Here is a 22,634-nt window from a genome sequence, read left to right on the forward strand (position 1 = left end):
CCGATCAGGATTTATTCGCAGGAATAGCTGACGCCATTGGCGGCATCAATCTTGCGGATCACGTCCCAGAATTCCTTGTAGGTCATCTCAAGAAACTGGCCTTCGTTCGATTTTTCGAATTCCGCCTGCAGCGTGGTGCCTTCCCATTCGAAATTGAAGAATGCGTTGCGGATCTTCTCTTTCAGTTCCGGCTTGAGGTTATAGACCGTACCGAAACCTGTGGTCGGGAAGGTTTGGGATTTATATACGACCTTCACATCGTCTTCGGAGATGACGTCGCGGCTGATCATGCGCGACTTGACCGAGTTGGCGATGGAGGCGGCGACGTAGTCCTTATTGGCCACACCGAGGATGGAGTTGTCGTGCTTGCCGGAGAACACAGGTTCGAAATCACGTTCGGGCAGCATGTCGAAATCGCCCTTGAGGATCGCAGAGGGTGCCTTGAATCCTGAATTCGACGTGGGTGATGTAAAGGCAAGGGATTTGCCTCTGATGTCTTCAACCGTTTCGATTCCGGAGCCGGGATAGGTGATGATTTCCATCTCATACCCGAAATTGCCGTCTTTGGACGCCATGATCGTAAAGGGGCTGAAGCCCGCACAATTCACAGCCAGCGGGTTCGACCCTGTGTTGAACCCGGCGATGTGCAGACGGCCAGAGCGCATCGCCTCGATTTGGGCGGCGTTGTTCTGCACGGGGAAGAAGACGACATCCTTGCCGGTCTCGGACTCCAGATGGGTCAGGAAATCGGACCACGCCTCTTTGTAAACGGCTGGGTCCTCGACAGGTGTATAGGCAAAGATCAGCGTGTCCGGGTCGATCTGCTCGGCAGGGTCGGTTGGTGTATCGGCGATCAGATCCCCATCAACATCGCAGAAGCGCGAATCAAGATCACCGCGCGGACAGTCCTGTGCAAAAGCGCTTGTGGACAGCGAAAGCATGCAGATAGCAGAGGCGCCAAGCAGCAGTTTCAGATTGAATTTCATTTTTCTCTCCCTTGGTTTTCTTTGCGCGATTATGCGTTCGGTGATGGCCGTTCTGCAACGTGAATATCAAAGCTGGCTTGTTTTAATCGCGCGAGTCAGATGTATTCTGGCCTGATCTCAGGAAAAACAGTTTGAATCGCTGTGTTTCAAACCGCGCAGGGCCACTTCTTTGGCTCGGCGGTTCAGCTTATGCCGGATGCCACGGGCGGACGGCCAGCGGAGGTAGTGGCATACCCTGATGTCAGCAAATGAAGGATGCCGGGGCAGGGCGAGCGGGCGACAAAAGGAACGCAGCGCAGCCTCAAAAGGCTTGCAGTTCGGGCCGGAGAGGTGAAGATGACGCAAAGGCTGCGGGATTTAACCCGGAGGCTTGGCAGATCAGAACCGGAAAAACCGGAGATCGAGAATAAACCGGGAGGAAACGATATGAAAAAAATCACAACCACACTGGCGGGCTCCATGATTGCGCTGTCCGCGTCGCTGAGTGCGGCGCATGCCGACAAGCTGACGTTTTATTGCAGCGCGCAGGAAGAATGGTGCCAGCTCATGGCGCGCAGTTTCGAGGATGAGACCGGCATTGACGTCAACATGACGCGCAAGTCTTCGGGGGAAACCTTTGCGCAGATCCGGGCGGAATCCTCCAACCCCAAAGGCGACGTCTGGTGGGGTGGCACGGGCGATCCGCATCTTCAGGCCGCTGAGGAAGGGCTGACCATGGCCTATATTTCGCCAATGCGCGACCAGTTACACGACTGGGCGATCAGTCAGGCCGAAAGCGCGGATAACAAGACCATCGGCATCTATTCCGGTGCGCTTGGCTATGGGTACAACACCGATCTGATCGCGGCGAACAACCTGCCGGAACCCGCGTGCTGGAAGGATTTGCTGAAGCCCGAATACAAGGGCCACGTGCAGATGGCGAACCCGAATTCTTCTGGGACGGCTTACACGACACTGGCCTCGATGGTTCAGATTTTCGGCGAGGATGAGGGTTTTGAGTTCATGAAGGGACTTCATGCCAATGTGAACCAATATACCAAATCCGGTTCCGCCCCGATCAAGGCGGCAGGACGTGGTGAGAACACAATCGGTATCGTTTTCATGCATGATGCAGTCAAGCAGGCCGTCTCCGGCTTCCCGATCAAGGTTGTCGCCCCTTGCGAAGGCACAGGGTACGAGATCGGGTCCATGTCGATCATTGATGGCTCCCGCAACCTCGAAGAAGCCAAGAAGTTCTATGACTGGGCGTTGAGCGCTGAGGCGCAGAACCTTGCCTTGCAGGTTGATGCCTTTCAGGTGCCATCCAACAAGAATGCGCAAACGTCCGAAAGCGCGCCTGACATGAGCACGATCAAGCTGATTGATTACGACTTCAAGAAGTACGGCTCATCCGATGAACGCAAGCGGCTGCTGCAAAAGTGGGACGAAGAGGTCTCTGTTCTCGCGCAGTAATCCGTGCGTAACGCCACATCCGAACGGACCACACATCCGGTTTTGACCTTCTGGGTCATTGCCGGGTGGGTCGGGTTTTGTCTTCTGCCATGGTATATGGTGGAAGACGGCCTGCTGTCGTTCGAGTGGCTGCGTGATGGCTATCCGTTTGACGAGGATTACGCCCCGGCTGCGTTCCTGATCGCGCAGGGCAAAAAGCTCTGGCTGGCGCCGCTGCTGATCGCGCTTATCCTGCCGCTCTTTGCGCTGCGGCGTCCCAAGTCAGACCCTTGGTTCGCCCGGCTGCTGATCCTTTCCGGGGCGATTGGCTTTGGCTGGTTGATCGCGCAGGGCTTCAGCATCGGTATTCGCGGGTTTAACTTTGACTGGCTTGCGGCCGTCTTTGGTGAGCTTGGGGACCGTCAGTTCGGCATGGGCTACGGCGGCATGATCACTGCTTCCGCCTTTCTGTTTTTGCTCACGCAGGGCGTTGCGGCGCGTGGGGCCATCAATGGCGATGTCTTTGTGGTCAGCGCCATTGGTGGCGTGATCGCAATCGTCGCCGTTTTCGTCTTCTTCCCGATTGCCAAGATGCTGTTCGCGGCCTTCGTGACCGAGGATGGTGCATATTCCATCGCGGTTTTTGCGGATAAACTGTTCGATGACCGGCTCTGGAGCCTTGGGTGTTTTGCCGGGGCAAAATGCGGGGCGGCGTGGAATTCCCTGTTTCTGGCCATTACTGTCGCGTTCCTGACCACTGCGCTGGGGTTGTGCTTTGCGCTGATGGTGACGCGGTCGGGCTTTCGCTACAAACGCGCGATCCGCGCGCTGACGGTACTGCCCATCATCACACCACCGTTTGTGATCGGTCTGGCGCTGATCCTTCTGTTCGGCCTGTCCGGTTCCGTCACGGTGTTTTTTGCCGAGATGTTCGGCGTACAACCGACCCGGTGGCTTTATGGCATGCCGGGCGTGATCATCGCGCAAACGCTGGCTTACACGCCGATCGCGTTTCTTGTGCTGATCGGCGTGGTGGAAGGCGTCAGCCCCTCCATGGAAGAGGCGTCGCAAACGCTGCGGGCGAACCGCTGGCAGACGTTCCGCACGGTATCCCTGCCGCTGATGCGCCCCGGTCTGGCCAATGCCTTCCTGCTCGGCTTTATCGAAAGCATGGCCGATTTCGGCAACCCGCTGGTTCTGGGCGGGAATTTCGATGTCCTGTCGACAGAGATTTTCTTTGCCATTGTCGGCGCGCAATACGATCAGGGTCGTGCGGCCGTTCTGGCGATGGTTCTGTTGTTCTTCACGCTCTCGGCGTTTTACGCACAGCGTGCGTGGTTGGGCAAGAAAAGCTACACCACCGTGTCGGGCAAGGGCGATTCAGGGGTTCACCCGTTGATGCCGACCGGGCTGGCCGTGCCTGTCATGGTGATCGCGCTGGGGTGGGCCATCTTTACCGCCGTTGTTTACGGCATGATCATCTACGGCAGTGTGGTCGAGCTTTGGGGCGTGAATAATTCGCTGACCTTCAAACACTATATCACTGCCTTTTCCGTCCGTTTCGAAGAGGAAGGCATCCGCTGGACCGGAGCCGCCTGGGACAGTTTCTGGACGACGATCACCATTGCTGCGATTGCCGCACCGCTCACCGCGGCGGTGGGTCTGGTCACGGCCTATCTGCTGACGCGCCAGAATTTTGCAGGCAAAAACGCGTTTGAATTTGGCACGATGCTGTCGTTCGCAATCCCCGGCACGGTGATCGGTGTCAGCTATATTCTGGCCTTCAACGTCCCGCCGATCGAGATCACAGGCACAGGCGTTATCCTCGTCATCAGCTTCATTTTCCGAAATATGCCCGTTGGCGTGCGCGCTGGCATCGCCTCGATGAGCCAGTTGGACAAATCACTGGACGAAAGTTCGCTGACCCTTGGGGCAAATTCGTGGCAGACGTTCCGGCGCGTGATCCTGCCCTTGCTGCGCCCGGCCATTCTGGCGGCATTGGTCTATTCCTTTGTGCGCGCGATGACGGCGATCTCGGCCGTGATTTTCCTCGTTTCGGCGGAATATGACATGGCCACCAGCTACATCATCGGGCGGGTCGAAAACAATGACTATGGCCTTGCGATTGCCTATTCCACCACGCTGATCTTTGTGATGCTGACGGCTGTTGGCATGCTGCAATTGCTTGTGGGTCGGGTGCAGATCGGGCGGCGAACCCAACAGGTAGCGGAGAAATCGACATGAAGGACAGGCAACTTGGCAGCAAGGCAGCCCCGGTGCGCTTCGAAGGGGTCTCCAAAGTCTTTGGCAAGGACGTGATCGCGGTCGACAATATCGACCTGCATGTTGACGCGGGCGCGCTTGTGACACTGCTTGGCCCGTCCGGATGTGGCAAGACGACGACATTGCGCATGATTGCAGGGCTTGAGATGGCCAGTTCCGGGCGTATCCTCATCGGCGACCGGGACGTCACGAAACTGCCCGCGACGGATCGTGATGTATCCATGGTGTTCCAGTCCTACGCCCTGTTTCCCCATATGACGGTGCTTGAGAACGTGAAATACGGGCTGACATTCTCCGGTTTTGGCAAGGAGGAAGCGCGTGTACGCGCCCTGCATGGTCTCGATCTTGTGGGGCTTAAGGGGTTTGACAACCGGCTACCCTCGGAACTCTCTGGCGGGCAACAGCAGCGGGTCGCGGTGGCGCGCGCGCTCGTGCTGGAACCGCAGGTTCTGCTGTTTGACGAACCGCTGTCGAACCTTGATGCCAAACTGCGCCGACAGGTGCGCGAGGACATCCGCGCGATTCAGCAGGACCTTGGCCTGACGGTTATCTACGTCACCCATGATCAGGAAGAGGCGCTCGCCGTCTCTGATCAGATCGTGGTCATGCGCAATGCATCCATCGCCCAGATCGGCACACCGCGCCAGCTTTATGACACACCCAATGACCGTTTCGTCGCGGATTTCATCGGCGAGGCGAACCTCATCGACTGCACCATCGTCAATGTCGAAGGCGATACCGCAACCATCGAAATTGATGGATACCAGCACAAATTGCCCGCGCGCGGTATGACGCAGGGTCCGGCAACGCTGGCCGTGCGCCCGTCGCGCATCGTCGTTGGCCATGGCGACGGTGTTGCGGTGCGCGTTGCCAAGGCCACCTATGTGGGTGTGCGCATGGAATATACGCTCGAAGGCGCTTTTGGGCAGGTTTTCGCCGTACAGGACGATGTGGATGATCCGCTTGACATAGGGGCTGAGCTGCGCATGTCTTTTGCTGCGAAGGGTCCTGTATTGCTGCCTGAGAGAACGTGAATGAGCCGCCTGATCTTTATCACGCACCCCGAAGTCAAGGTTGACGCGGCCATCCCGGTCACGGATTGGGCGCTGAGCGAAACCGGCTGCAGGCGCGCGGCGGGTTTCGCCCGTTCAGACGTCGTCGCAAATGTCACCAACATCTGGGCAAGCGCAGAGCGCAAGGCACAGCAGACCGCCGACTTCATCGCACAGCGGGCCGGCGTGCCGGTTCAGACGAATGAACACCTGGGCGAGAACGACCGAAGCGCGACCGGGTTTCTACCGCCCCCCGAGTTCGAAGCCGCCGCGGATTCGTTTTTTGCGCAGCCCGACGTGTCGTTTCGTGGCTGGGAAACCGCGCGCGCCGCTCAGGGTCGAATTGAAAACGCTGTGCGCGGTATCGCGGCGCACCACGGAACCGGCGATCTTGCCATCGTTGCGCATGGTGCGGTCGGGACGCTTTTGTATTGCGCCTTCAAAGGTCTGCCGATCAGCCGTGCGTATGATCAACCTTCGCAAGGGCACTACTGGTCCGCAGAACTGTCTGATCTGCAGCCGCAACATCACTGGAAGCCGATCTGATACGCCACGTCCGGTGCGCGCCGTCGCGCGGGATGCTGCCCACCCCGCAGTGATCCGAGGGGCTGTCTTGTTGGGCTATTCATCAATCGAGAACGGGTCAAAGCGTATGACGAAACACCCGAAAAATCAAGCATCACGTAACGCGTTGAAATCCTAAATTGCAGGCAGCGTTGCGGGATTGAGATTCTTCGCATGGCACTTTGGCTGCGCTCAAAGCGTGAACGCTATAACGCGCCAGCAAGGGCGAACTATCTAATGTCGATACGGTCTGAACAGTATGTGTGAAACACCCGAGCTAGGACTTTATTTCAGGAATTCAGCGGTGCATTAGGCGCTAAAAGAAGTATGGTGCTGCAGGGGAGGATTGAACTCCCGACCTCGTCATTACCAATGACGCGCTCTACCACTGAGCTACTGCAGCGTTTATGCGAGTGCTGGTTAGACGCAAACTCACATTGGTGCAAGCCTAATCTGGACCCGCGCGCGCGCCTGCGATAGACAGCCGGTATGGCAGATAAAACCCCATCGAAACAAACAGGCTCAGGCGATGGCACCCGTGAAGACCGGCTGAAAGCGGCGCTGAAAGCAAATCTTGCGCGGCGCAAGTCTCAGTCGCGCGAACGGGCGCAGTCTGATGGGGAAACAGACAAAACGCCGGGCAGTTCCGGGCAGGATAAGGACGCATAAGCGCATGGATTCGATATTGGTCAAAGGGGGCGGCAGCCTGAAGGGGCAGATCCCGATCGCTGGTGCGAAAAACGCCTGTCTTGCCCTTATGCCCGCAACACTGCTCTCCGAAGAGCCCCTGACGCTGACCAATGCACCGCGCCTGTCCGACATCCGCACCATGACGCAATTGCTGCAATCGCTGGGGGCGGAAGTGACCTCGCTGCAGGATGGCAAGGTGCTGGCCATGTCCTGTCACGGGGCGATCAACACGCGTGCGGAATATGACATCGTGCGCAAGATGCGCGCGTCCAACCTTGTGCTTGGCCCGCTTTTGGCGCGTGAAGGGCATGCGCAGGTGTCCCTGCCCGGGGGGTGCGCAATCGGCGCGCGCCCCATGGATATTCACACGGATGGCTTGAGCCAGATGGGTGCCGAGATAGAGTTGAAAGACGGCTATCTGCTGGCCAAGGCCAAGGGCGGACGGCTCAAAGGCGCTGTCATCGACTTTCCCTTTGCCTCTGTGGGCGCGACTGAGAATATCGTGATGGCCGCGTCACTGGCGAAAGGCACCACCGTCATCAACAACGCCGCGCGCGAGCCCGAGATTGTGGACCTTGTTGAATGCCTGCGCGCCATGGGGGCACAAATCGAAGGCGAAGGGACCTCGACCATCTCGGTGCAGGGCGTTGACCGACTGGGCGGCACGACCCACCGCGTTGTGACCGACCGGATTGAGCTTGGCACCTACATGCTTGCCCCGGCGATCTGCGGTGGACAGGTCGAATTGCTGGGGGGGCGCATCAACCTGCTGGCTGCGTTTTGCGACAAGCTGGATGCGGCGGGTGTCACAGTGACCGAAACCGAGAACGGGCTGAGCGTCGCCCGCGCAAATGGGGATATCCGTGCGGTCGATGTCACGACGGAGCCATTTCCGGGGTTTCCCACCGATCTGCAGGCGCAGATGATGGCCCTGTTGTGCACCGCCAAAGGGACCTCTGTTCTGGAAGAAAAGATATTCGAGAACCGCTTCATGCATGCGCCGGAGCTTATTCGCATGGGCGCGGATATCGAGGTGCATGGCGGGACCGCGACCGTCAAGGGGGTCGACCGCCTGAAGGGGGCGCCGGTGATGGCCACTGATTTGCGCGCGTCCGTTTCCCTGATCCTTGCGGGGCTTGCCGCTGAGGGCGAGACAAAAGTGTCCCGCGTCTATCATCTCGACCGTGGATATGAGCATGTGGTGCGCAAGCTCTCCGCTGTTGGGGCGCAGATCGAAAGGATCGCGGAATAATGACCGATGCACGTTTCGAAGACGGGCGTGAAGCGCCGTTGAACCTTGGTGCCGTGGATGTTGAAGACCTGAAGATCATGTCGTCCCTGACGCAGGATGCGGTTTTTCCGGCAACCGAAATGCGGTGGGACAGGGCGGCGCGCCGGTTCGCCCTGCTGCTCAACCGGTTCCGCTGGGAAGAGGGCACGGCGCGCGCAGCCTCACCTGAGCGCGTGCAGTCGGTACTGGCGTTCGACACGGTCACGGCTGTCGCCAGCAGCGGGATTGACCGGAGGGACAAAGACACAATCCTGTCGGTGCTCACGATGGAATTCATCGCCTCGGAGGCGCCGTCGGGTCACATCGTCATCACGCTGGCGGGCGATGGCGCGATCCGTCTTGAGGTCGAGGCAATCGAGGCGACGTTGAAAGATGTCACAAAACCCTATGTTGCACCGTCCAGGACGACGCCTTCGCATCCTGAATGACCGATCCCCGACACAGCCCTTTCCCAGACGAGACATAGACCGCCCATGCCCGTATTCCTGAATGCTGCCGACCCGGATTTTGAAAACCGTTTCAACGCCTTGCTGAGTGCCAAGCGCGAAGACAGCCCCGATGTGGACGCCACCGTCGCGCAGATTATCGCAGATGTACGTGCGCGCGGCGACGCGGCCCTGATCGAACTGACAAAAAAGTTCGATCGGGTGACGCTGACGCCCGACAGCCTCGCCATCACGCCTGACGAGGTGGACGCGGCGGTGGCGGATGCGCCCGCCGATCAGGTGGCCGCACTGGAACTGGCGGCGCAACGTATCCGTGTCTATCATGAACGTCAGCGCCCTGAAGATGCGGAATGGGTGGATGACAGTGGCGCAATGCTGGGCTGGCGCTGGACGGCGGTGGCGGCGGCGGGGCTTTATGTGCCCGGGGGTCTTGCGTCCTACCCGTCCTCGGTTCTGATGAACGCCATCCCTGCCAAAGTCGCGGGGGTTTCCCGTCTTGCCATGGTGGTGCCGGCACCTGATGGCGTGCTGAACCCGCTCGTGCTGGCGGCGGCGCGTCTGTCGGGGGTGGATGAAATCTACCGCATCGGGGGGGCACAGGCCGTAGCGGCGCTTGCCTATGGGACGGCCACAATCGCACCGGTGGATAAGATCACGGGTCCGGGCAATGCCTTTGTCGCGGCGGCCAAGCGGCGTGTGTTTGGCAAAGTCGGCATTGATATGATAGCGGGCCCGTCCGAAATACTGGTGATCGCAGATGCGCAGAATGACCCCGATTGGATCGCGCTTGATCTGCTGAGCCAGGCAGAACATGACGAAAGCGCGCAATCCATATTGATCACGACCGATGCGGCCTTCGGGCAGGCGGTTGCGGCCGCTGTAGAAAAGCGGTTGGAAACCCTCGAGCGGCGCGCGATCGCGGGTGCATCCTGGCGCGATTTTGGCGCGGTTGTGACGGTCCCTGATCTGGCGACGGCGGCGGCCTTGTCGGATCGGATTGCCCCGGAACACCTTGAACTCTGTGTGGCGGATCCCGATGCCCTGAGCGCGCAGATCACCCATGCCGGGGCGATTTTCCTCGGGCAATGGACGCCGGAGGCGATTGGCGATTATGTCGGCGGGCCGAACCACGTGCTTCCGACCGCGCGGTCTGCGCGCTTTTCATCGGGGCTGTCGGTCCTTGATTTCATGAAACGTACGACGCTGGCGCGCATGACCCCGGCGGCCTTGCGCGCGGTGGGTCCTGCTGCCGAGACGCTGGCCAAATCGGAAAGCCTTGAGGCGCATGGCCTTTCCGTAACGGCCCGCCTGCGCAAACTAAACGATACGCAGATGCCCTAAAAGGTTGCCCCGTGCGGGGTTTCCGGGCTACTCAGGCGCGGCTAAGTTCCATCGGCAAGAAGTATTCCTATGTCCCGCATCTCGCATATCACCCTTGATGACAGCGGCCTGCCGCCGCCCACGCCAGAAATCGAACAAGAGCGCAAAGTCGCGATGTTCGACCTGCTGGAGGACAATACCTTTGTGCTGCCCCCGCGTGAGGGTCGCCCGGTGCCGGAAGGCCCCTACCACGTAAGTCTCGCGATCCGTGACAAACGACTGGTTTTTGATGTGAACACCGAAACCGCGGAAAAAGCGGCTGAATTCCACCTCTCGCTCGGACCGTTCCGGCAGGTCGTCAAGGACTACTTCCAGATTTGCGAAAGCTATTTTGACGCGGTCAAGAAACTGCCGCCCAGCCAGATTGAAACCATCGACATGGCGCGGCGCGGGATTCACAATGAAGGCAGCCGCGTGTTGCAAGAACGCCTCGAAGGCAAGGCCGACATCGACATCGACACTGCGCGGCGGCTGTTCACCCTGATCTGCGTTCTGCATTTTGGCGGCTAGATGACACAGGATGCGCCACAGTCCGTTCTGTTTTGTTGCGATCATAATGCCGTGCGCTCTCCGATGGCCGAAGGCATCATGAAAAAGCTCTATGGCACAGGGATATATGTACAATCCGCGGGTGTGACTAACGATCTTGAGATCGACGGTTTTTCCATCGCGGTCTGTCAGGAACTGGATGTGGAGTTGTCGCGTCACCGCTCCCGCAGCTTTGATGAAATGGAAAACTGGGGCGATGATCTGGGCTCTTTCGATCTGGTGATCGCCCTCAGCCCGGCAAGCCAGCGCCGCGCGCTGGAATTGACGCGGTTCTACCACCTTGATGTGGAATACTGGCCGATCCTTGACCCGACCGGGCTGGGTGAGACGCGCGAAAGCAAGCTGGCCGGGTATCGGCAGGCCCGCGATCAGATCAGGGAGCGTCTGATCGAACGGTTTGGCCCGCCCACCGAACCGACCTGAGCGGTTTCACTCTGGCACCCATTCCTTGCGCGTCATCGCGATAAATGTATCGCCCACACCGCCCGTCACATTGCGCTCCAGCACATCGCGCAGGGTTTGCGTCTGTCGGATCGCGCTCCACCCGGGTGCTGAAAACGTACTGCGCTTGAAGACATGTTGTGACAGCAACGGGTTGGTCAGCGCCTGACTGAAGGCATCCAGCGCGACGAAGACCAGTATCAGGTTTGGTAACGGGCTGTTGGGCACGCGATCCTCGCAAAACAGGCCGACGTGCAGATCAACGTCGCGCGGCCCGTCATAGTGTCTGGCCAGCGCGTCGCTGACCTCCGGATCAGAGGAGATCGCCCGGAACGACACTGGCCTGTTCTGGCTCATGTAATTGCAATAGTCCGAAAACCCTGCCAGCTGGCAAAAACGGTCCTGTTTGATGGAGTCCAATTCAACCTTCAGCAAAGGTTCCGCCGTGTTGCGCGGCCCCAGTTCTGCGGCCTGTGTGGCGCAAATACCGGCAAACCCTTTCAGCAGGCCGTGACGGATCAGCAAATCGTTGTTCATGAAGGTCGTGTGCACCGGGTGCAGATCATCGCCCCATCTGATCTTATCCGGGATCAGCGCATGCCAGCGGTACAAAAGGCTGAATTCCGTGGTGATCCAGTTGGGTTTGTTCCATGGCGCATTCCATGCGACCGACGGGTCCGCGCGCAGCGTGAAGGGCAGCGGAGAGATGTGGTTGATGTAATCCTCAACGATGATCTTGATGAAAATCACGATGACCGTATTGCGTGCCGTTTCAAAAACGCGGTCATCATCCCAATCGGGGTGTGCGGCTTCGATCTCGCCTGCGAGCCGGTTATGTTCACGCAGAAACAGGGTGTTGAGCATGGCAACCTGTGGCACGGAATTGACCCGGTCGCCGCCCACCGCAAAGAGCTTCGCCTGTTTCTCAGGGCTTTGATCTGCGCCACCAAGTGGCGGGTCCAGCACCGCGAAATCGGGATCAGGCGCGCCGTCGCGGTAAAGAAACGGCGGGTATTCCTCATCCCCGATCATCTGGGATTTCAGACGACCTTTGAGGCCCGGATCGCTGGACTTCAGCCGCAGCGCATCCGTCTGCGCGGGGGTGCGGCCATAGAGCGTGCACATGTCGATGTCATGGTTGGACGTGTTGCGTTTCAGGTGCAGCTTGGGGTCTTGCCCCTCAGGGGTGAGATGTTCGGACTCCGTGCGGATAAACCCATCGGTCAGATATTGCGCAAAGGCCGGAAACAGACAGGTCGATTTTGGGCACAGCCGTTGCGTGCCTTCTCTGCGCCGAAACAGCTCTTGCAACACCTCCGGCTCCGGCAGGTTGTCCCGGGTTTGTGGGGGCAGATGTCGCGCGCTCCAGCGTTTGTCCGTCAGGCCGGACCAGCTGACATAATCGCGTTCGGTGCTCAGCGGATGCGGTCGTGTTCTGGCGCGTTTGACAACGCGGTTTATGGCGAACCTGTTGACCAGTGTCGCCAGCGGCGGGATGGCCTCGGCGATGGAAAACTGGAATTTCTGAACGGAATACGGGATACGTGACATAAAATGGTCCTTTTAAAATGACGCAACTATGCGTTGAGCATCTCGCATGTCGGTTCCTTTTTCTAGATTTATTTACGGACAGGGCCTCGGGCGCGGTCGGTTCCGGCATGGTCGGGGGCGTATTTTGCCCTTGCGCAATATCGTCTAAAAACAGAAGCTGACGACAAAGAAGAAGGGGTGGCGACATGCTCGAAATCAGCACACGAAAGATTGCGCGGGTGATCCTGCTGACCCGTGAATACGGCCCGGACAGTGTGAATTTGTCTGATTACATTTCCGGCCTGAACGATGACGAGAAAGCCAGTCTCGTCGCCTTGATGTGGGTGGGCCGCGACAGTTTCGATGTTTCTGAACTGGAGTATGCCAAAGAAGAGGCCCGCCGCGAAGCCTCGGCACCAACCGAAAACTACTTGTCCGGTATTCCGGGCCTTGCGGAGCATCTTGAAAACGGACTGGATCTGCTCGGAATTGATGTGACCGACGTCGAGGATAACCTCTGACGCTGTGCAGGGCTGACTTGTGTTTCTGATCAATGGGAGGGGGCTATGCCTGCTGTCGTAAAAACCTATTTTGACGCTTTCAACGCCAAGGACATACCGGGGATGCTGGCCTGTCTGACCGACGATGTCGCGCATCACGTGAATGAAGGCACCGTGCGCGAGGGCAAGGAAGCCTTTGAAGAGTTTTGCGCGCATATGAGCCGCTGCTATGATGAAACCCTGACCGATATGGTGATCCTTGAGGCAAGGGATCAGGGGCGCGCGGCGGCGGAATATGTGGTGAACGGGACCTATCTGGCCACGGATGCGGGCCTGCCCGAGGCGCAGGGCCAGACCTATCGGCTGAGCGCGGGGTCGTTCTTTGACATCACCGACGGGAAAATCTCGCGGGTGACGACGCGGTATAACCTGTCGGACTGGATCGCTCAGGTGTCCGGAGCCGATGACGCTTGAGTTCCGCAGGCTGACGGGCGCCGCGCTTGAGGATGCCATTCCCGCCGTTGCCGCCCTGCGCATCGAGGTGTTTCGTGACTGGCCCTATCTTTATGAGGGCGATCTCGAATACGAGGCGGAATATCTCGCCCCCTATGCGCAGAATCCGTTGACGGTTCTGGTCGGTGCTTTCGAGGGCGCGCGTCTGGTCGGGGCCTCGACCGCGATGCCACTCACGGCGCATGCCGATGGGTTTGCCAGTGCATTTACGCATACCGATTTCGACGTCGCGAAGGTCTTCTACTGTGCCGAAAGCGTCCTTCTTGCGCAGTTTCGCGGGCGCGGGGCCGGTCACGCATTCTTTGACCTGCGCGAGGCGGCGGCGCGGGAGGGTGGCTTTGAAACATGCGTCTTTTGCTCAGTGATCCGCCCCGCGGCTCATCCCCTGCGACCGACCAATTACCGGCCGCTGGATGGTTTCTGGCGCGCGCGCGGGTATGCGCCCTTGCCCGGGGTCACGGCGACATTCAACTGGAAAGATCTGGGCGATGCCGGTGAAACGCCCAAGCAGCTTCAATTCTGGGGGCGCAGCCTCTGAGGCATCATGTATCGGCGCAAAGCACCTCTGCGGTCTGTGCAAAAGCGGCCCAGGCATACCAGAAACGCTCGCTGGCCGGGCTGTCGGAAAGTTTGACCTGCTGTAACAACTCGGGCTCCGCGAAAAACCGTGCGCTGCGCTGTTGTTCGGCCTGGGTCAGTGTCAGGTTCGCCGCCGCCTGAACGCAGCCGCAGCGCGCTTGTGACGCCGTGCGTCGGTTGTGGATGTTGCACGCCGTGCCAATCGGTCCCGTGGCGAAACGCTGAGCCCCTTCCAACGACACGGGCGTCAGGGTTTTTGGCGCCGGCGTTGCACCACCGCCCCCGCAGGCGGCAAGGCCAAGCATCAGCGCACCCGCAAGGCCAAGGCGCAGCACGCGCGAGGATGGTTTCGTCCTACAATACATCATAGCCCCCATATGCCGTATCCGCATCGCAGGCGCAATTCATCCGCGCCCGCTGCAGGACATGATGCCGAGTTTCAGAATTTCCAGCGCGCGCCGACTGCCATTGCATCAATGTCATCGAAATCCGTGCCCGAGGCGTCAAATTCATGGGTGCGGTAAATGGCATAAAGCTCAAGGTTATAGGCATCGACCTTTTGAACCGCGGCGATCCCCACGGATGAACTGTCTGATCCGTCGATTGCGTAATCATTGCCCTCGAACAGATCCAGCGACAACGCCGTGGTGCCAAGGGCAAACCAATCCTGCTGATACCCCAGTTTGGCGTAGATATACTCGGCATCGCCTTCCTGCTCGGCCCCTGCCGACAGGGCAAGGCTGACGCCCGTGGGCTTGTGCAGGAGGGCGAACGAGCCGACCAACAGTTCTTCGCCGCCGCTGATCCACTCGTACCCGAGGCGGCCATCCACTTTCATGTCGCCATAGTCAGCCGTGTATTTGGCCGCAACATCGTAGTATTCACTGTCGTTGTCGCGATCCAGAACCTCTTCACCCCCCGAGATGCTAAAGACGAAGTTGTTCCACGAGGGCGTGTCATAGCGCAGCCGGAAGCGGCGCGAGCCGTCAAAGGATTTGAACGTGTCGCCAATGGCGATGCCCGACAGCGCGCCGCCGTCGGGCCGGTACTGAAAGCTGCCTGCAAGGTCTGAAATGCCGGAATAGGCAATGACCGAGGTGCCTGAAAAATCCGCCTCCGCCACGCCGTCCGACGCGGTGCTGCCCTGCCCGAAACTGAGCGTTCCCAAGCCCGGCGTGGCATAGATCAATTCGAGCTTACGCAGATCCGTGCGCGCGATGTCGAGGTCGAGATCGTTGTCATCCATGGTCGCAGAACTCGACCCGGCGAACCCAAGCGCGGTTTCAAAGTGGAACTTGACCGTGGAACCGCCCGCAAGATTGTTCGAGTAAATCGCGCCCACGCGGGTGTTGGAATTGTCGTTGTCGGTAAAGAACGTCTCATCCTCCGTCCCGTCATCGACGCTGAAGACACCAAAGTTAAGCTGCCCATAGAAATCAAACGTCGGGTCCGCGGCGGCAATATGCGGCGCACCCAAGGCAAGGGCAGACACAAGGCCAAGACGGGAAGGGAGGGAGACTGTCATGATGTTCAGACCTTTCAGAAACGAAATTCGGAGCCGCTCTGAAACAACCCTACCGCGAAAAACGCGACACGTAAAAGCAAAGCTGCCCACGGGCATTAGGTTTTTTCGACTTGGGTTGGGGCGGAGGTACTGAACAAGTTGCGCCGCGTTTGGCAATCTGTAGGGTGGTCTCAAAATGAGGGCGCAGCACATGGCAAATCATCTCTATTACGGCGATAATCTGGCGGTGCTGCGTGACAGCATCGCGGATGAAAGCGTCGATCTGATTTACGTTGATCCGCCGTTTAACTCGAACGCCAGCTACAACGTGCTGTTTAAGGGGCCATCGGGAAATTCATCTGCCGCGCAGATCGAAGCCTTTGATGACACGTGGTCATGGGGCGACGAGGCGGAGGCCGCCTTTGGCGAAGTGCTGCGCTCGGGCAATGTGGCGGCGGCAGAGATGCAGCGTGCGATGTCTCAAGCCTTTGTCGAAACGCTGTGACTCCTTTTGAACCTTTATCCAGTCTCGGCTTTGCGTAATGGCACTACGTTTGCTTGGGAGTGATTTACATAAGTATTCCAAGTGGGCACATAATGATCGGACTGATTACCCCAGACAGTCCACCCAGCGCGAGGACCCCTTGCAAAGAGTTCCAGCCGGTTTCCGAAACTACAGTCTTCAATCAACTTGTATTGTTCGTCGGGCTTTCTGCTATGTTCTCGTTTTTGCGTTGAAATTATATTCTCTTGTGATCTGCCAGGTGCCAGTGTTCGCGCATTTTTGCCACGAACGCCAAACAGTAAAATTTCGGTGACATTTCTGAAGTAGAACCCAACGCCACGGCGATCAGGACCTCCATCCTTGCGAATTTTGTACCAAATAATATTGCTCTTATACTTGAAGCCCCAGTGTTCCATTACTTTGAGCCCCTCAGGCAAAAGCGCATTCGGTACCCACAAATACAAATGCGCGGGATCTCCTGCTATTGCCTCAACCGGCAGGTCACAAATATCGTCCAAAGACATCGTCGGATATCGGGCTAGGCGCTTATGCTCTGGGGCCATCTTTCCAGTCCGGTTTTGAAACTGCCACGGAGGATCGGCCAGAATTGTCTGAAACTTACTGCTTCCCAATTCTTTCAGCATGTCATCGGCCGCATTCGTCATTATTCATTCTCCCTGTACAGGCTGGGTTTGATGCCAAAAGTTAAAATCGGGCATCCACCGGCCCCACCACCTTCGATCCGTGGTACGAGCTTCGACATATGTGTCGTCGAATTTCCATACGAGGAACCTCGCCCAAGTTTCTTAAAAATATCTTGAAGTTCGTCTGATCGGGTAATCAGTACACCGACACTTACAGTACGCAAGGCATGCAACAACCTGAAATTATTCAGGTCCCGATCATAGAACGGGTCCTTGTTGTTCCACTCAATTTCTACGGCAACGCCGTTTTTGAACATGTCGATCTTGTGTGTGGGAGTTTCTGTCTCGACATTGTCAACGACAATTTTGGTATCAAAACGCGTTTCTTTCCATCCGCGATTTTCTAAAAATTCGTCTATGCTTGCCGCAAGTTGTGATTTGTTTTTTCCGCCGACAGTAATGTGCGATTTCTTCAGTCGGAAATCCGTCAATACGTCCATTAAGTCACGCCATTCGTCGGGGTGGTCGCCAAAAAGCACAGCACTGGCATGATGCCATTCCCCGCAATAGTAATTTTCCCTGACAAAATCCGGGAGACGGTCATACAACATCTTGTATCGTTCTCGTTTTGGTCCTGCTGATGCTAGCGCATCGTGACCATTCTTGCAATCACGTTCTATCAGTACAGCCCCGTTGCGCATCCACCTTGACCGCCCCCCCAAACCACACCATATCCCATTACCATGACACCGCTTTCACATATCCGCAATTTCTCCATCGTGGCGCATATTGACCACGGGAAATCCACGCTGGCCGACAGGCTCATTCAGTCCACCAATACAGTGGCGGATCGGGATATGAAGGAGCAGATGCTCGACAGCATGGACATCGAGCGCGAGCGCGGCATCACCATCAAGGCGCAGACCGTGCGGATCAATTACACCGCGCAGAATGGCGAGGAATATGTCCTCAACCTGATCGACACGCCGGGGCATGTGGATTTCGCTTATGAGGTCAGCCGCTCCATGCGCGCGGTCGAGGGATCGCTGCTGGTCGTGGACAGCACCCAGGGCGTCGAGGCGCAGACGCTGGCCAACGTCTATCACGCCATTGACGCCGATCATGAAATCGTGCCGGTGCTCAACAAGATCGACCTGCCTGCGTCCGATTGTGACCGTGTCGCCGAACAGATCGAAGACGTGATCGGCATCGATGCCTCCGGTGCAATTCAGGTCTCTGCCAAGACCGGGCAGGGCATCATGGAAACGCTGGAAAGCATCGTGCAGAACCTGCCCGCGCCCAAGGGGGACCGTGACGCGCCACTCAAGGCGATGCTGGTGGATTCGTGGTATGACAGTTACCTCGGGGTGATCGTTCTGGTGCGCATCATGGACGGCGTGCTGAAAAAGGGCGACCGCATCCGCATGCTGTCCAACAACTCGACCCATAACGTGGACCGGATCGGCGTCTTCCGCCCCGAGATGACGGCCATCGACGAACTGGGCCCGGGCGAGATCGGTTTCCTGACCGCGTCCATCAAGCAGGTGCGCGACACCCGTGTGGGCGACACCATTACGCATGAGAAAAAAGGCACCGAGGTCGCGCTGCCGGGGTTCAAGCCCTCGCAGCCTGTGGTGTTCTGCGGTCTGTTCCCGGTGGACAGCTCCGAGTTCGAGGAGTTGCGCGACAGTATCGAGAAACTGGCGCTGAATGATGCGTCCTTTTCCTATGAGATGGAGACATCCGCCGCCCTTGGGTTCGGGTTCCGCTGTGGCTTTCTGGGGTTGTTGCACCTCGAAGTCATCCGCGACCGGATCGAACGTGAATATGACATCGAACTGATCACCACCGCGCCCTCGGTCATCTACCATGTGTATATGAAAGACGGCGCGATGATCGAATTGCACAACCCCGCCGACATGCCCGACCTGACGCTGGTTGATCATCTGGAGGAGCCGCGGATCAAGGCGACGATCCTTGTACCCGACGACTACCTCGGCGATGTGCTGAAGCTGTGTCAGGACCGGCGCGGCATCCAGCAGGACCTGACCTATGCGGGCAGCCGCGCGATGGTGGTCTATGATCTGCCGCTCAACGAGGTGGTGTTTGATTTTTATGACCGCCTGAAATCGGTGACCAAGGGCTATGCGTCCTTTGACTATGCGATGATCGGCTATCGCACGGATAACCTTGTGAAAATGTCGATCCTTGTGAACGACGAACCGGTCGATGCGCTCTCCATCATGGTGCACCGCGAACGGGCCGAGGGGCGGGGCCGCGCGATGGTCGAAAAGCTCAAGGACCTGATCCCGCGCCACATGTTCAAAATCCCGATTCAGGCGGCGATTGGCGGCAAAGTCATCGCCCGCGAGACGCTGAGTGCCATGCGCAAAGACGTGACCGCCAAATGCTATGGTGGGGATGCGACGCGCAAACGCAAGCTGCTGGACAAGCAAAAGGCGGGGAAGAAGAAAATGCGGCAGTTTGGGAAAGTGGATATTCCACAGGAAGCGTTTATCAGTGCTCTCAAGATGGACGGCTAAAGCCGTCTATCTTGCGCGCTGATAAACGACGGTGGGTGGCAGCGTTTTGCGTAGCAGGGCGCGTACCCGCACGGTGGCGTTGGGGTGAAAGGCACGGACAATTTAGATGACTAAGCTCACGCATACTTTTGCCAGAATTGGTACAGGTTTTGCCGCGATCGGGGCATTGTGTTGGCTACTTTGGCCATCAGACTTTAAGTCCGTTTATTCCAACCCAGAAGCAATTTTCGTCTTTTCCGTTACGCTGATAACTTGGGTTTTTACGGAGTTCAAAGATAGTGAGGAAGTGCAACTTCGGCAAGCAACTACGAATGACATCAGAATTGCTCGAACCTTGATTAAGCTTCATGCAAACAATTTTCGCTCCTTACTCTGCGAAACTGATTTGTTTCAGTATGTCCCCTCCAGCCATTATTATGATCTCAGTGAGTTATGTCATCGTTACGAACGAGGCGCTTTTGAATTCCAGAATGGCGAACTCAACGAAAAGTTGGCAGTTTTTGTCGATGATCTGAAAAAACTTGGTCTTTTTGTTGCACAACATACTGCACCTGAAAGAATTGGTGGTGAACTCATGACTGGTTTCAAACCCTACGAGATTGTGTGTCAGGAACGTTACGATGAATTGCTTCGGCTTTCGCAGCAGGCGAACGACATGGCAACAACTGCGTGGGAACGGTTGGACAGCTTGATATCGACGATGAAGGTTCGGATTCCTGAGGCATGGTATGAGGAAATCTGATTGTTTGGGAAGCAATTTCTCAAACGTATGGAAAAGGCCAAAAGATAGAACCAATGCCAATCCTATGGATTTATGGCACCTGATCCCGGTGCTGCGCTCGTTAAAACCTGAAACTGTCCACTGGACGGTTTCCTGGACGGGTGTCACGCAACCCCACGGGGCGGGTGCGACGCATTCCTAGAAGCACGCCGCAGGTTGCACCCGAACACAAGACAGCTTGGTCGCAGTTTCAAAAACCACCCGACTCCGACACATCAACCTTGACTCATATCAAGGCAAACACCCGGCACCTGCGTTAGTCTCGATGCGAGTTTATCACAGGAGGCACCCTCGATGTTACGCATTGCTCTCATTCTTTATTCCATCGTCGCAACCACTTTCGCGGGGACGGCTGTGATTGCTGTGTTGACCACGGGCCTTACCGGCACGATGCCGATTGTCGTGGCGGCGGTTGCGGGCGCGGTTCTGGCGGCGCCGGCCTCCTATATTCTGGCGGGTAAAATCACAGGGTAGCCTGCCCGCGCACAAAACGATGCGCCGCGTGTTGCGCGCGGATCACGAAAGGGGGTTTTCATGGATGTTCAGTTTCACAAACAGACACTTTTGAGCCGCCGTGCGTCTCTCGTGGGGGATTTGTCCGACATCGAACAGGCGCTGGATGCGCCCATGCCGCAAGACTGGGAAGACCGCGCCACTGAACGTCAGGGCGATGAAGTTCTCGAAGCCATGGGGCAGGTCGAAATCGCCGAACTCCGGCGCATTGACGCCGCGCTGAGCCGCATCGAGGACGGCACCTATGGCACATGTCTGTCCTGCGGCGACCGGATTTCCGACGCGCGCCTGATGGCCGTGCCGGATGCGGCGCTCTGCCGGAACTGCGCGAAATAGCAGCGCGCGCCGCAGGTAAAACTCCGGCGCGACGAGGTGTTCTTAGATCGCTTCGTCGAGCGCTTCGCCCGCGTTTTGTACGTCGCGGCCAAGGCCTTTGGTGGTCTCGCAGGCGGCAAGTGTCAGGATGAGGCTCAGTACAACAGCAACTCTGATCATGGGGAAGTCCTTTTTGAATTCGTCATCAATGAACCCTCTATAGCCTATCGCGAATCGGGTTCACGCGAAAAAGTGATCTCCGCAGCGCTTTCTGCGGAAATTTTCCCATGGGGTCAGGAAATCACGCCATCCACCGCTTCGGGACTTTCATTCAACTGTTCCAGTGCCTCCGGATCGGCGTCCGGATTGTGATCCGCGAAAGGTCAATAACAGGTATGCGCCGGTATCAGGGCGCGCGGTAAAACAGGTATCGTTCCGGGTCAATGGTGTCCGGTCCGCTGATCTGTGTCAGTCCGACCAGCGGTTGCTGGCTGACCACTAATCCGCCCGGCACCATCAGTGCTGCGATCAGGGGCGAGAGCCGCGCGCCCTCCGCCACATCCAGATCCTTGACGCCAAAGCCGAAATCATAGTGTGCCAGGGCGCATTTTGCATCCGTCTTTGCAAGGGTGGCGAGCATATCATCCGCTTCGCCCTGCAGGAAGTTTTCCGCAGGGGGTACGCAGGACGGATGCGGTTGCAGCACCCGGTCAATCACCCAGATGCGCCGCTCGGGCAGGACCTCGCGCAGGTGATCATAGGTGCGACCGTTGCCCAAGCCCAGTTCCAGCACATCGCCGTCAATGCCCTGCACCTGCTCAGCGGCCCAGTTCAGACCGTCGATCTGTGCGCTTAGACGGCGGCGCATGGAGTCCAGTCGGCTCATCTGTGTTTCTCCAGCAAGGGGGCAATGGGTTGTGGCAGCGCGCCACCATCCAAAAGTTCAGATAAAAACTGCTGGGTGAAGTCCCACACATCCGCAGTATGCACAAGATGATGCGTCAGGTAACCCAAGGGTTCAAACGCATCTGTCTGCCCATCCGCGCGCGCGGCAAGCATTTCAACCGTTTGTGCCACGAGCGTTGCGGGGTCCGTGAGGCCGCGCGTGCCGCGCCAGTTGATGGGATCAATATGGGTGTTGATCTGCATCAGGCCATCGGCGGCATAGGTGGTTTGCCGTGGCGTAAAGGTCGACAGGCCGGCATAGCCTGCATCGGCAAGTGGCGCGAGGTAGGATTGGTCAATCCGGTTCCACGGTGGCACAAAGACAGCCACCAGCCCGGTCCCAAAAAGCCGCCGCATCTGATCAAGCCCGCGATGGAGTTCGGCGATGGCCCCGCTGCGCGCTGCGCCGAATTCCGCTTTTTTCTGGCCGCTCGGGGCATGGTTCTTGTGCTGCCAGCCATGAACGATCGGCACGAGGTGATCCGACCCTTTGACATGTTGCGCCAGTGACGCGTCGGCCAATGCCGGGATGACCGCAAGATGCACGGGCACGTCCAGCCCGTCAGCGGTATTTTCAAGTTGATCCAGCGCCGCAGTTGGTTTCGTAGCGATCATCATCGCGCCACCAGAAGCGCAGGGCCATGCCATT

At 57.9% G+C, this 22,634-nt stretch carries 27 protein-coding genes and 1 tRNA gene; 18 read left to right on the top strand and 10 right to left on the bottom strand.

The features are described from left to right. Positions 1 to 11 precede the first annotated feature (11 nt). Positions 12 to 986: a phosphate/phosphite/phosphonate ABC transporter substrate-binding protein gene (gene phnD, locus RD1_RS04870; protein ID WP_011567341.1), complete on the bottom strand. Its 975-nt coding sequence runs from the start codon at positions 984 to 986 to the stop codon at positions 12 to 14. A 426-nt stretch (positions 987 to 1,412) separates the two neighbouring features. Between phnD and RD1_RS04875 the strand changes: the two genes are divergently transcribed. The 4 genes from RD1_RS04875 to RD1_RS04890 are packed head-to-tail and all read left to right on the top strand — an operon-like array spanning position 1,413 to position 6,298. After that, a complete protein-coding gene (locus RD1_RS04875) occupies positions 1,413 to 2,438 on the top strand; it encodes an ABC transporter substrate-binding protein (protein ID WP_011567343.1) in 1,026 nt (341 codons plus the stop codon). A gap of 3 nt (positions 2,439 to 2,441) precedes the next feature. Beyond that, a complete protein-coding gene (locus RD1_RS04880; RefSeq protein ID WP_011567344.1) occupies positions 2,442 to 4,661 on the top strand; it encodes an ABC transporter permease in 2,220 nt (739 codons plus the stop codon). Next, positions 4,658 to 5,734 (top strand): ABC transporter ATP-binding protein, encoded by a 1,077-nt coding sequence (locus tag RD1_RS04885; protein ID WP_011567345.1) that lies wholly within the window; start codon positions 4,658 to 4,660, stop codon positions 5,732 to 5,734. The genes RD1_RS04880 and RD1_RS04885 overlap by 4 nt, the downstream gene beginning before the upstream one ends. After that, a complete protein-coding gene (locus RD1_RS04890; RefSeq protein WP_011567346.1) occupies positions 5,735 to 6,298 on the top strand; it encodes a histidine phosphatase family protein in 564 nt (187 codons plus the stop codon). It abuts the gene before it with no gap. A 346-nt stretch (positions 6,299 to 6,644) separates the two neighbouring features. On the opposite strand, the gene RD1_RS04895 is transcribed toward RD1_RS04890, so the two are convergent. After that, positions 6,645 to 6,719 (bottom strand) — tRNA-Thr (locus RD1_RS04895). Between the two features lie 86 nt (positions 6,720 to 6,805). Here RD1_RS04895 and RD1_RS04900 point away from each other — a divergent pair. From RD1_RS04900 to RD1_RS04925, 6 genes are all read left to right on the top strand, one after another. Beyond that, complete coding sequence (locus RD1_RS04900) at positions 6,806 to 6,985, top strand: hypothetical protein (RefSeq protein WP_011567347.1); 180 nt, start codon at positions 6,806 to 6,808, stop codon at positions 6,983 to 6,985. A 4-nt stretch (positions 6,986 to 6,989) separates the two neighbouring features. Continuing rightward, entirely contained in the window at positions 6,990 to 8,258 is a 1,269-nt protein-coding gene (murA, locus tag RD1_RS04905) for a UDP-N-acetylglucosamine 1-carboxyvinyltransferase (RefSeq protein ID WP_011567348.1), read from the top strand. Beyond that, a complete protein-coding gene (locus RD1_RS04910) occupies positions 8,258 to 8,725 on the top strand; it encodes a DUF2948 family protein (RefSeq protein WP_011567349.1) in 468 nt (155 codons plus the stop codon). The genes murA and RD1_RS04910 overlap by 1 nt, the downstream gene beginning before the upstream one ends. A 45-nt stretch (positions 8,726 to 8,770) precedes the next feature. After that, positions 8,771 to 10,084, top strand: a complete 1,314-nt coding sequence (hisD, locus tag RD1_RS04915; RefSeq protein WP_011567350.1) for a histidinol dehydrogenase — start codon at positions 8,771 to 8,773, stop codon at positions 10,082 to 10,084. 69 nt (positions 10,085 to 10,153) lie between these two features. Beyond that, positions 10,154 to 10,633: a UPF0262 family protein gene (locus RD1_RS04920; protein ID WP_011567351.1), complete on the top strand. Its 480-nt coding sequence runs from the start codon at positions 10,154 to 10,156 to the stop codon at positions 10,631 to 10,633. Further along, on the top strand, positions 10,634 to 11,095 hold the full coding sequence (locus RD1_RS04925) for a low molecular weight phosphatase family protein (RefSeq protein ID WP_011567352.1): 462 nt from the start codon (positions 10,634 to 10,636) through the stop codon (positions 11,093 to 11,095). Between the two features lie 6 nt (positions 11,096 to 11,101). Here the strand turns inward: RD1_RS04925 and RD1_RS04930 are convergent, their stop codons facing one another. Then, the gene (locus RD1_RS04930; RefSeq protein ID WP_011567353.1) at positions 11,102 to 12,664 is read right to left on the bottom strand and encodes a peroxidase family protein; all 1,563 of its coding nucleotides are present in this window, start codon (positions 12,662 to 12,664) and stop codon (positions 11,102 to 11,104) included. Between the two features lie 185 nt (positions 12,665 to 12,849). On the opposite strand from RD1_RS04930, the gene RD1_RS04935 reads away from it, so the two are divergent. Genes RD1_RS04935 through RD1_RS04945 form a run of 3 tightly spaced genes read left to right on the top strand, consistent with a single transcriptional unit; the run spans position 12,850 to position 14,194 of the window. Next, a complete protein-coding gene (locus RD1_RS04935) occupies positions 12,850 to 13,164 on the top strand; it encodes a DUF3775 domain-containing protein (protein WP_011567354.1) in 315 nt (104 codons plus the stop codon). A gap of 45 nt (positions 13,165 to 13,209) precedes the next feature. After that, complete coding sequence (locus RD1_RS04940; protein ID WP_011567355.1) at positions 13,210 to 13,617, top strand: ketosteroid isomerase-related protein; 408 nt, start codon at positions 13,210 to 13,212, stop codon at positions 13,615 to 13,617. After that, complete coding sequence (locus tag RD1_RS04945) at positions 13,607 to 14,194, top strand: GNAT family acetyltransferase (RefSeq protein ID WP_011567356.1); 588 nt, start codon at positions 13,607 to 13,609, stop codon at positions 14,192 to 14,194. Before RD1_RS04940 ends, RD1_RS04945 begins: the two co-directional genes overlap by 11 nt. Positions 14,195 to 14,198: 4 nt before the next feature. On the opposite strand, the gene RD1_RS04950 is transcribed toward RD1_RS04945, so the two are convergent. Together RD1_RS04950 and RD1_RS04955 are read right to left on the bottom strand one after the other, a co-directional pair. After that, entirely contained in the window at positions 14,199 to 14,603 is a 405-nt protein-coding gene (locus RD1_RS04950) for a hypothetical protein (RefSeq protein ID WP_245897193.1), read from the bottom strand. Between the two features lie 71 nt (positions 14,604 to 14,674). After that, positions 14,675 to 15,760, bottom strand: a complete 1,086-nt coding sequence (locus tag RD1_RS04955; RefSeq protein ID WP_044032949.1) for a porin — start codon at positions 15,758 to 15,760, stop codon at positions 14,675 to 14,677. Positions 15,761 to 15,950: 190 nt separating this feature from the next. On the opposite strand from RD1_RS04955, the gene RD1_RS04960 reads away from it, so the two are divergent. Next, the gene (locus tag RD1_RS04960; protein WP_011567359.1) at positions 15,951 to 16,244 is read left to right on the top strand and encodes a restriction endonuclease subunit M; all 294 of its coding nucleotides are present in this window, start codon (positions 15,951 to 15,953) and stop codon (positions 16,242 to 16,244) included. Positions 16,245 to 16,258: 14 nt separating this feature from the next. On the opposite strand, the gene RD1_RS04965 is transcribed toward RD1_RS04960, so the two are convergent. Then, positions 16,259 to 16,909 (bottom strand): MT-A70 family methyltransferase, encoded by a 651-nt coding sequence (locus tag RD1_RS04965; protein WP_011567360.1) that lies wholly within the window; start codon positions 16,907 to 16,909, stop codon positions 16,259 to 16,261. Beyond that, positions 16,909 to 17,499: a BglII/BstYI family type II restriction endonuclease gene (locus tag RD1_RS04970; protein ID WP_044032950.1), complete on the bottom strand. Its 591-nt coding sequence runs from the start codon at positions 17,497 to 17,499 to the stop codon at positions 16,909 to 16,911. The genes RD1_RS04965 and RD1_RS04970 overlap by 1 nt, the downstream gene beginning before the upstream one ends. Positions 17,500 to 17,631: 132 nt before the next feature. Here RD1_RS04970 and lepA point away from each other — a divergent pair, with 132 nt between their 5' ends. From lepA to RD1_RS04990, 4 genes are all read left to right on the top strand, one after another. After that, positions 17,632 to 19,431 (top strand): translation elongation factor 4, encoded by a 1,800-nt coding sequence (gene lepA, locus RD1_RS04975; protein ID WP_011567362.1) that lies wholly within the window; start codon positions 17,632 to 17,634, stop codon positions 19,429 to 19,431. Positions 19,432 to 19,537: 106 nt separating this feature from the next. After that, entirely contained in the window at positions 19,538 to 20,173 is a 636-nt protein-coding gene (locus RD1_RS20925) for a hypothetical protein (protein ID WP_011567363.1), read from the top strand. A 333-nt stretch (positions 20,174 to 20,506) separates the two neighbouring features. Then, positions 20,507 to 20,686 (top strand): hypothetical protein, encoded by a 180-nt coding sequence (locus RD1_RS04985; protein ID WP_011567364.1) that lies wholly within the window; start codon positions 20,507 to 20,509, stop codon positions 20,684 to 20,686. Between the two features lie 60 nt (positions 20,687 to 20,746). After that, positions 20,747 to 21,061: a TraR/DksA family transcriptional regulator gene (locus tag RD1_RS04990; protein WP_011567365.1), complete on the top strand. Its 315-nt coding sequence runs from the start codon at positions 20,747 to 20,749 to the stop codon at positions 21,059 to 21,061. Between the two features lie 42 nt (positions 21,062 to 21,103). On the opposite strand, the gene RD1_RS20640 is transcribed toward RD1_RS04990, so the two are convergent. The 3 genes from RD1_RS20640 to RD1_RS05005 form a co-directional block, all read right to left on the bottom strand. Further along, positions 21,104 to 21,220: an entericidin A/B family lipoprotein gene (locus RD1_RS20640; protein WP_011567366.1), complete on the bottom strand. Its 117-nt coding sequence runs from the start codon at positions 21,218 to 21,220 to the stop codon at positions 21,104 to 21,106. Positions 21,221 to 21,446: 226 nt separating this feature from the next. Continuing rightward, positions 21,447 to 21,926, bottom strand: a complete 480-nt coding sequence (locus RD1_RS05000) for a class I SAM-dependent methyltransferase (protein WP_011567367.1) — start codon at positions 21,924 to 21,926, stop codon at positions 21,447 to 21,449. Beyond that, a complete protein-coding gene (locus tag RD1_RS05005) occupies positions 21,923 to 22,603 on the bottom strand; it encodes a polysaccharide deacetylase family protein (RefSeq protein ID WP_245897194.1) in 681 nt (226 codons plus the stop codon). Before RD1_RS05005 ends, RD1_RS05000 begins: the two co-directional genes overlap by 4 nt. Between the last annotated feature and the right edge of the window lie 31 nt (positions 22,604 to 22,634).

Origin of the sequence: Roseobacter denitrificans OCh 114 (assembly GCF_000014045.1) — a bacterium.
GTDB lineage: Bacteria > Pseudomonadota > Alphaproteobacteria > Rhodobacterales > Rhodobacteraceae > Roseobacter > Roseobacter denitrificans.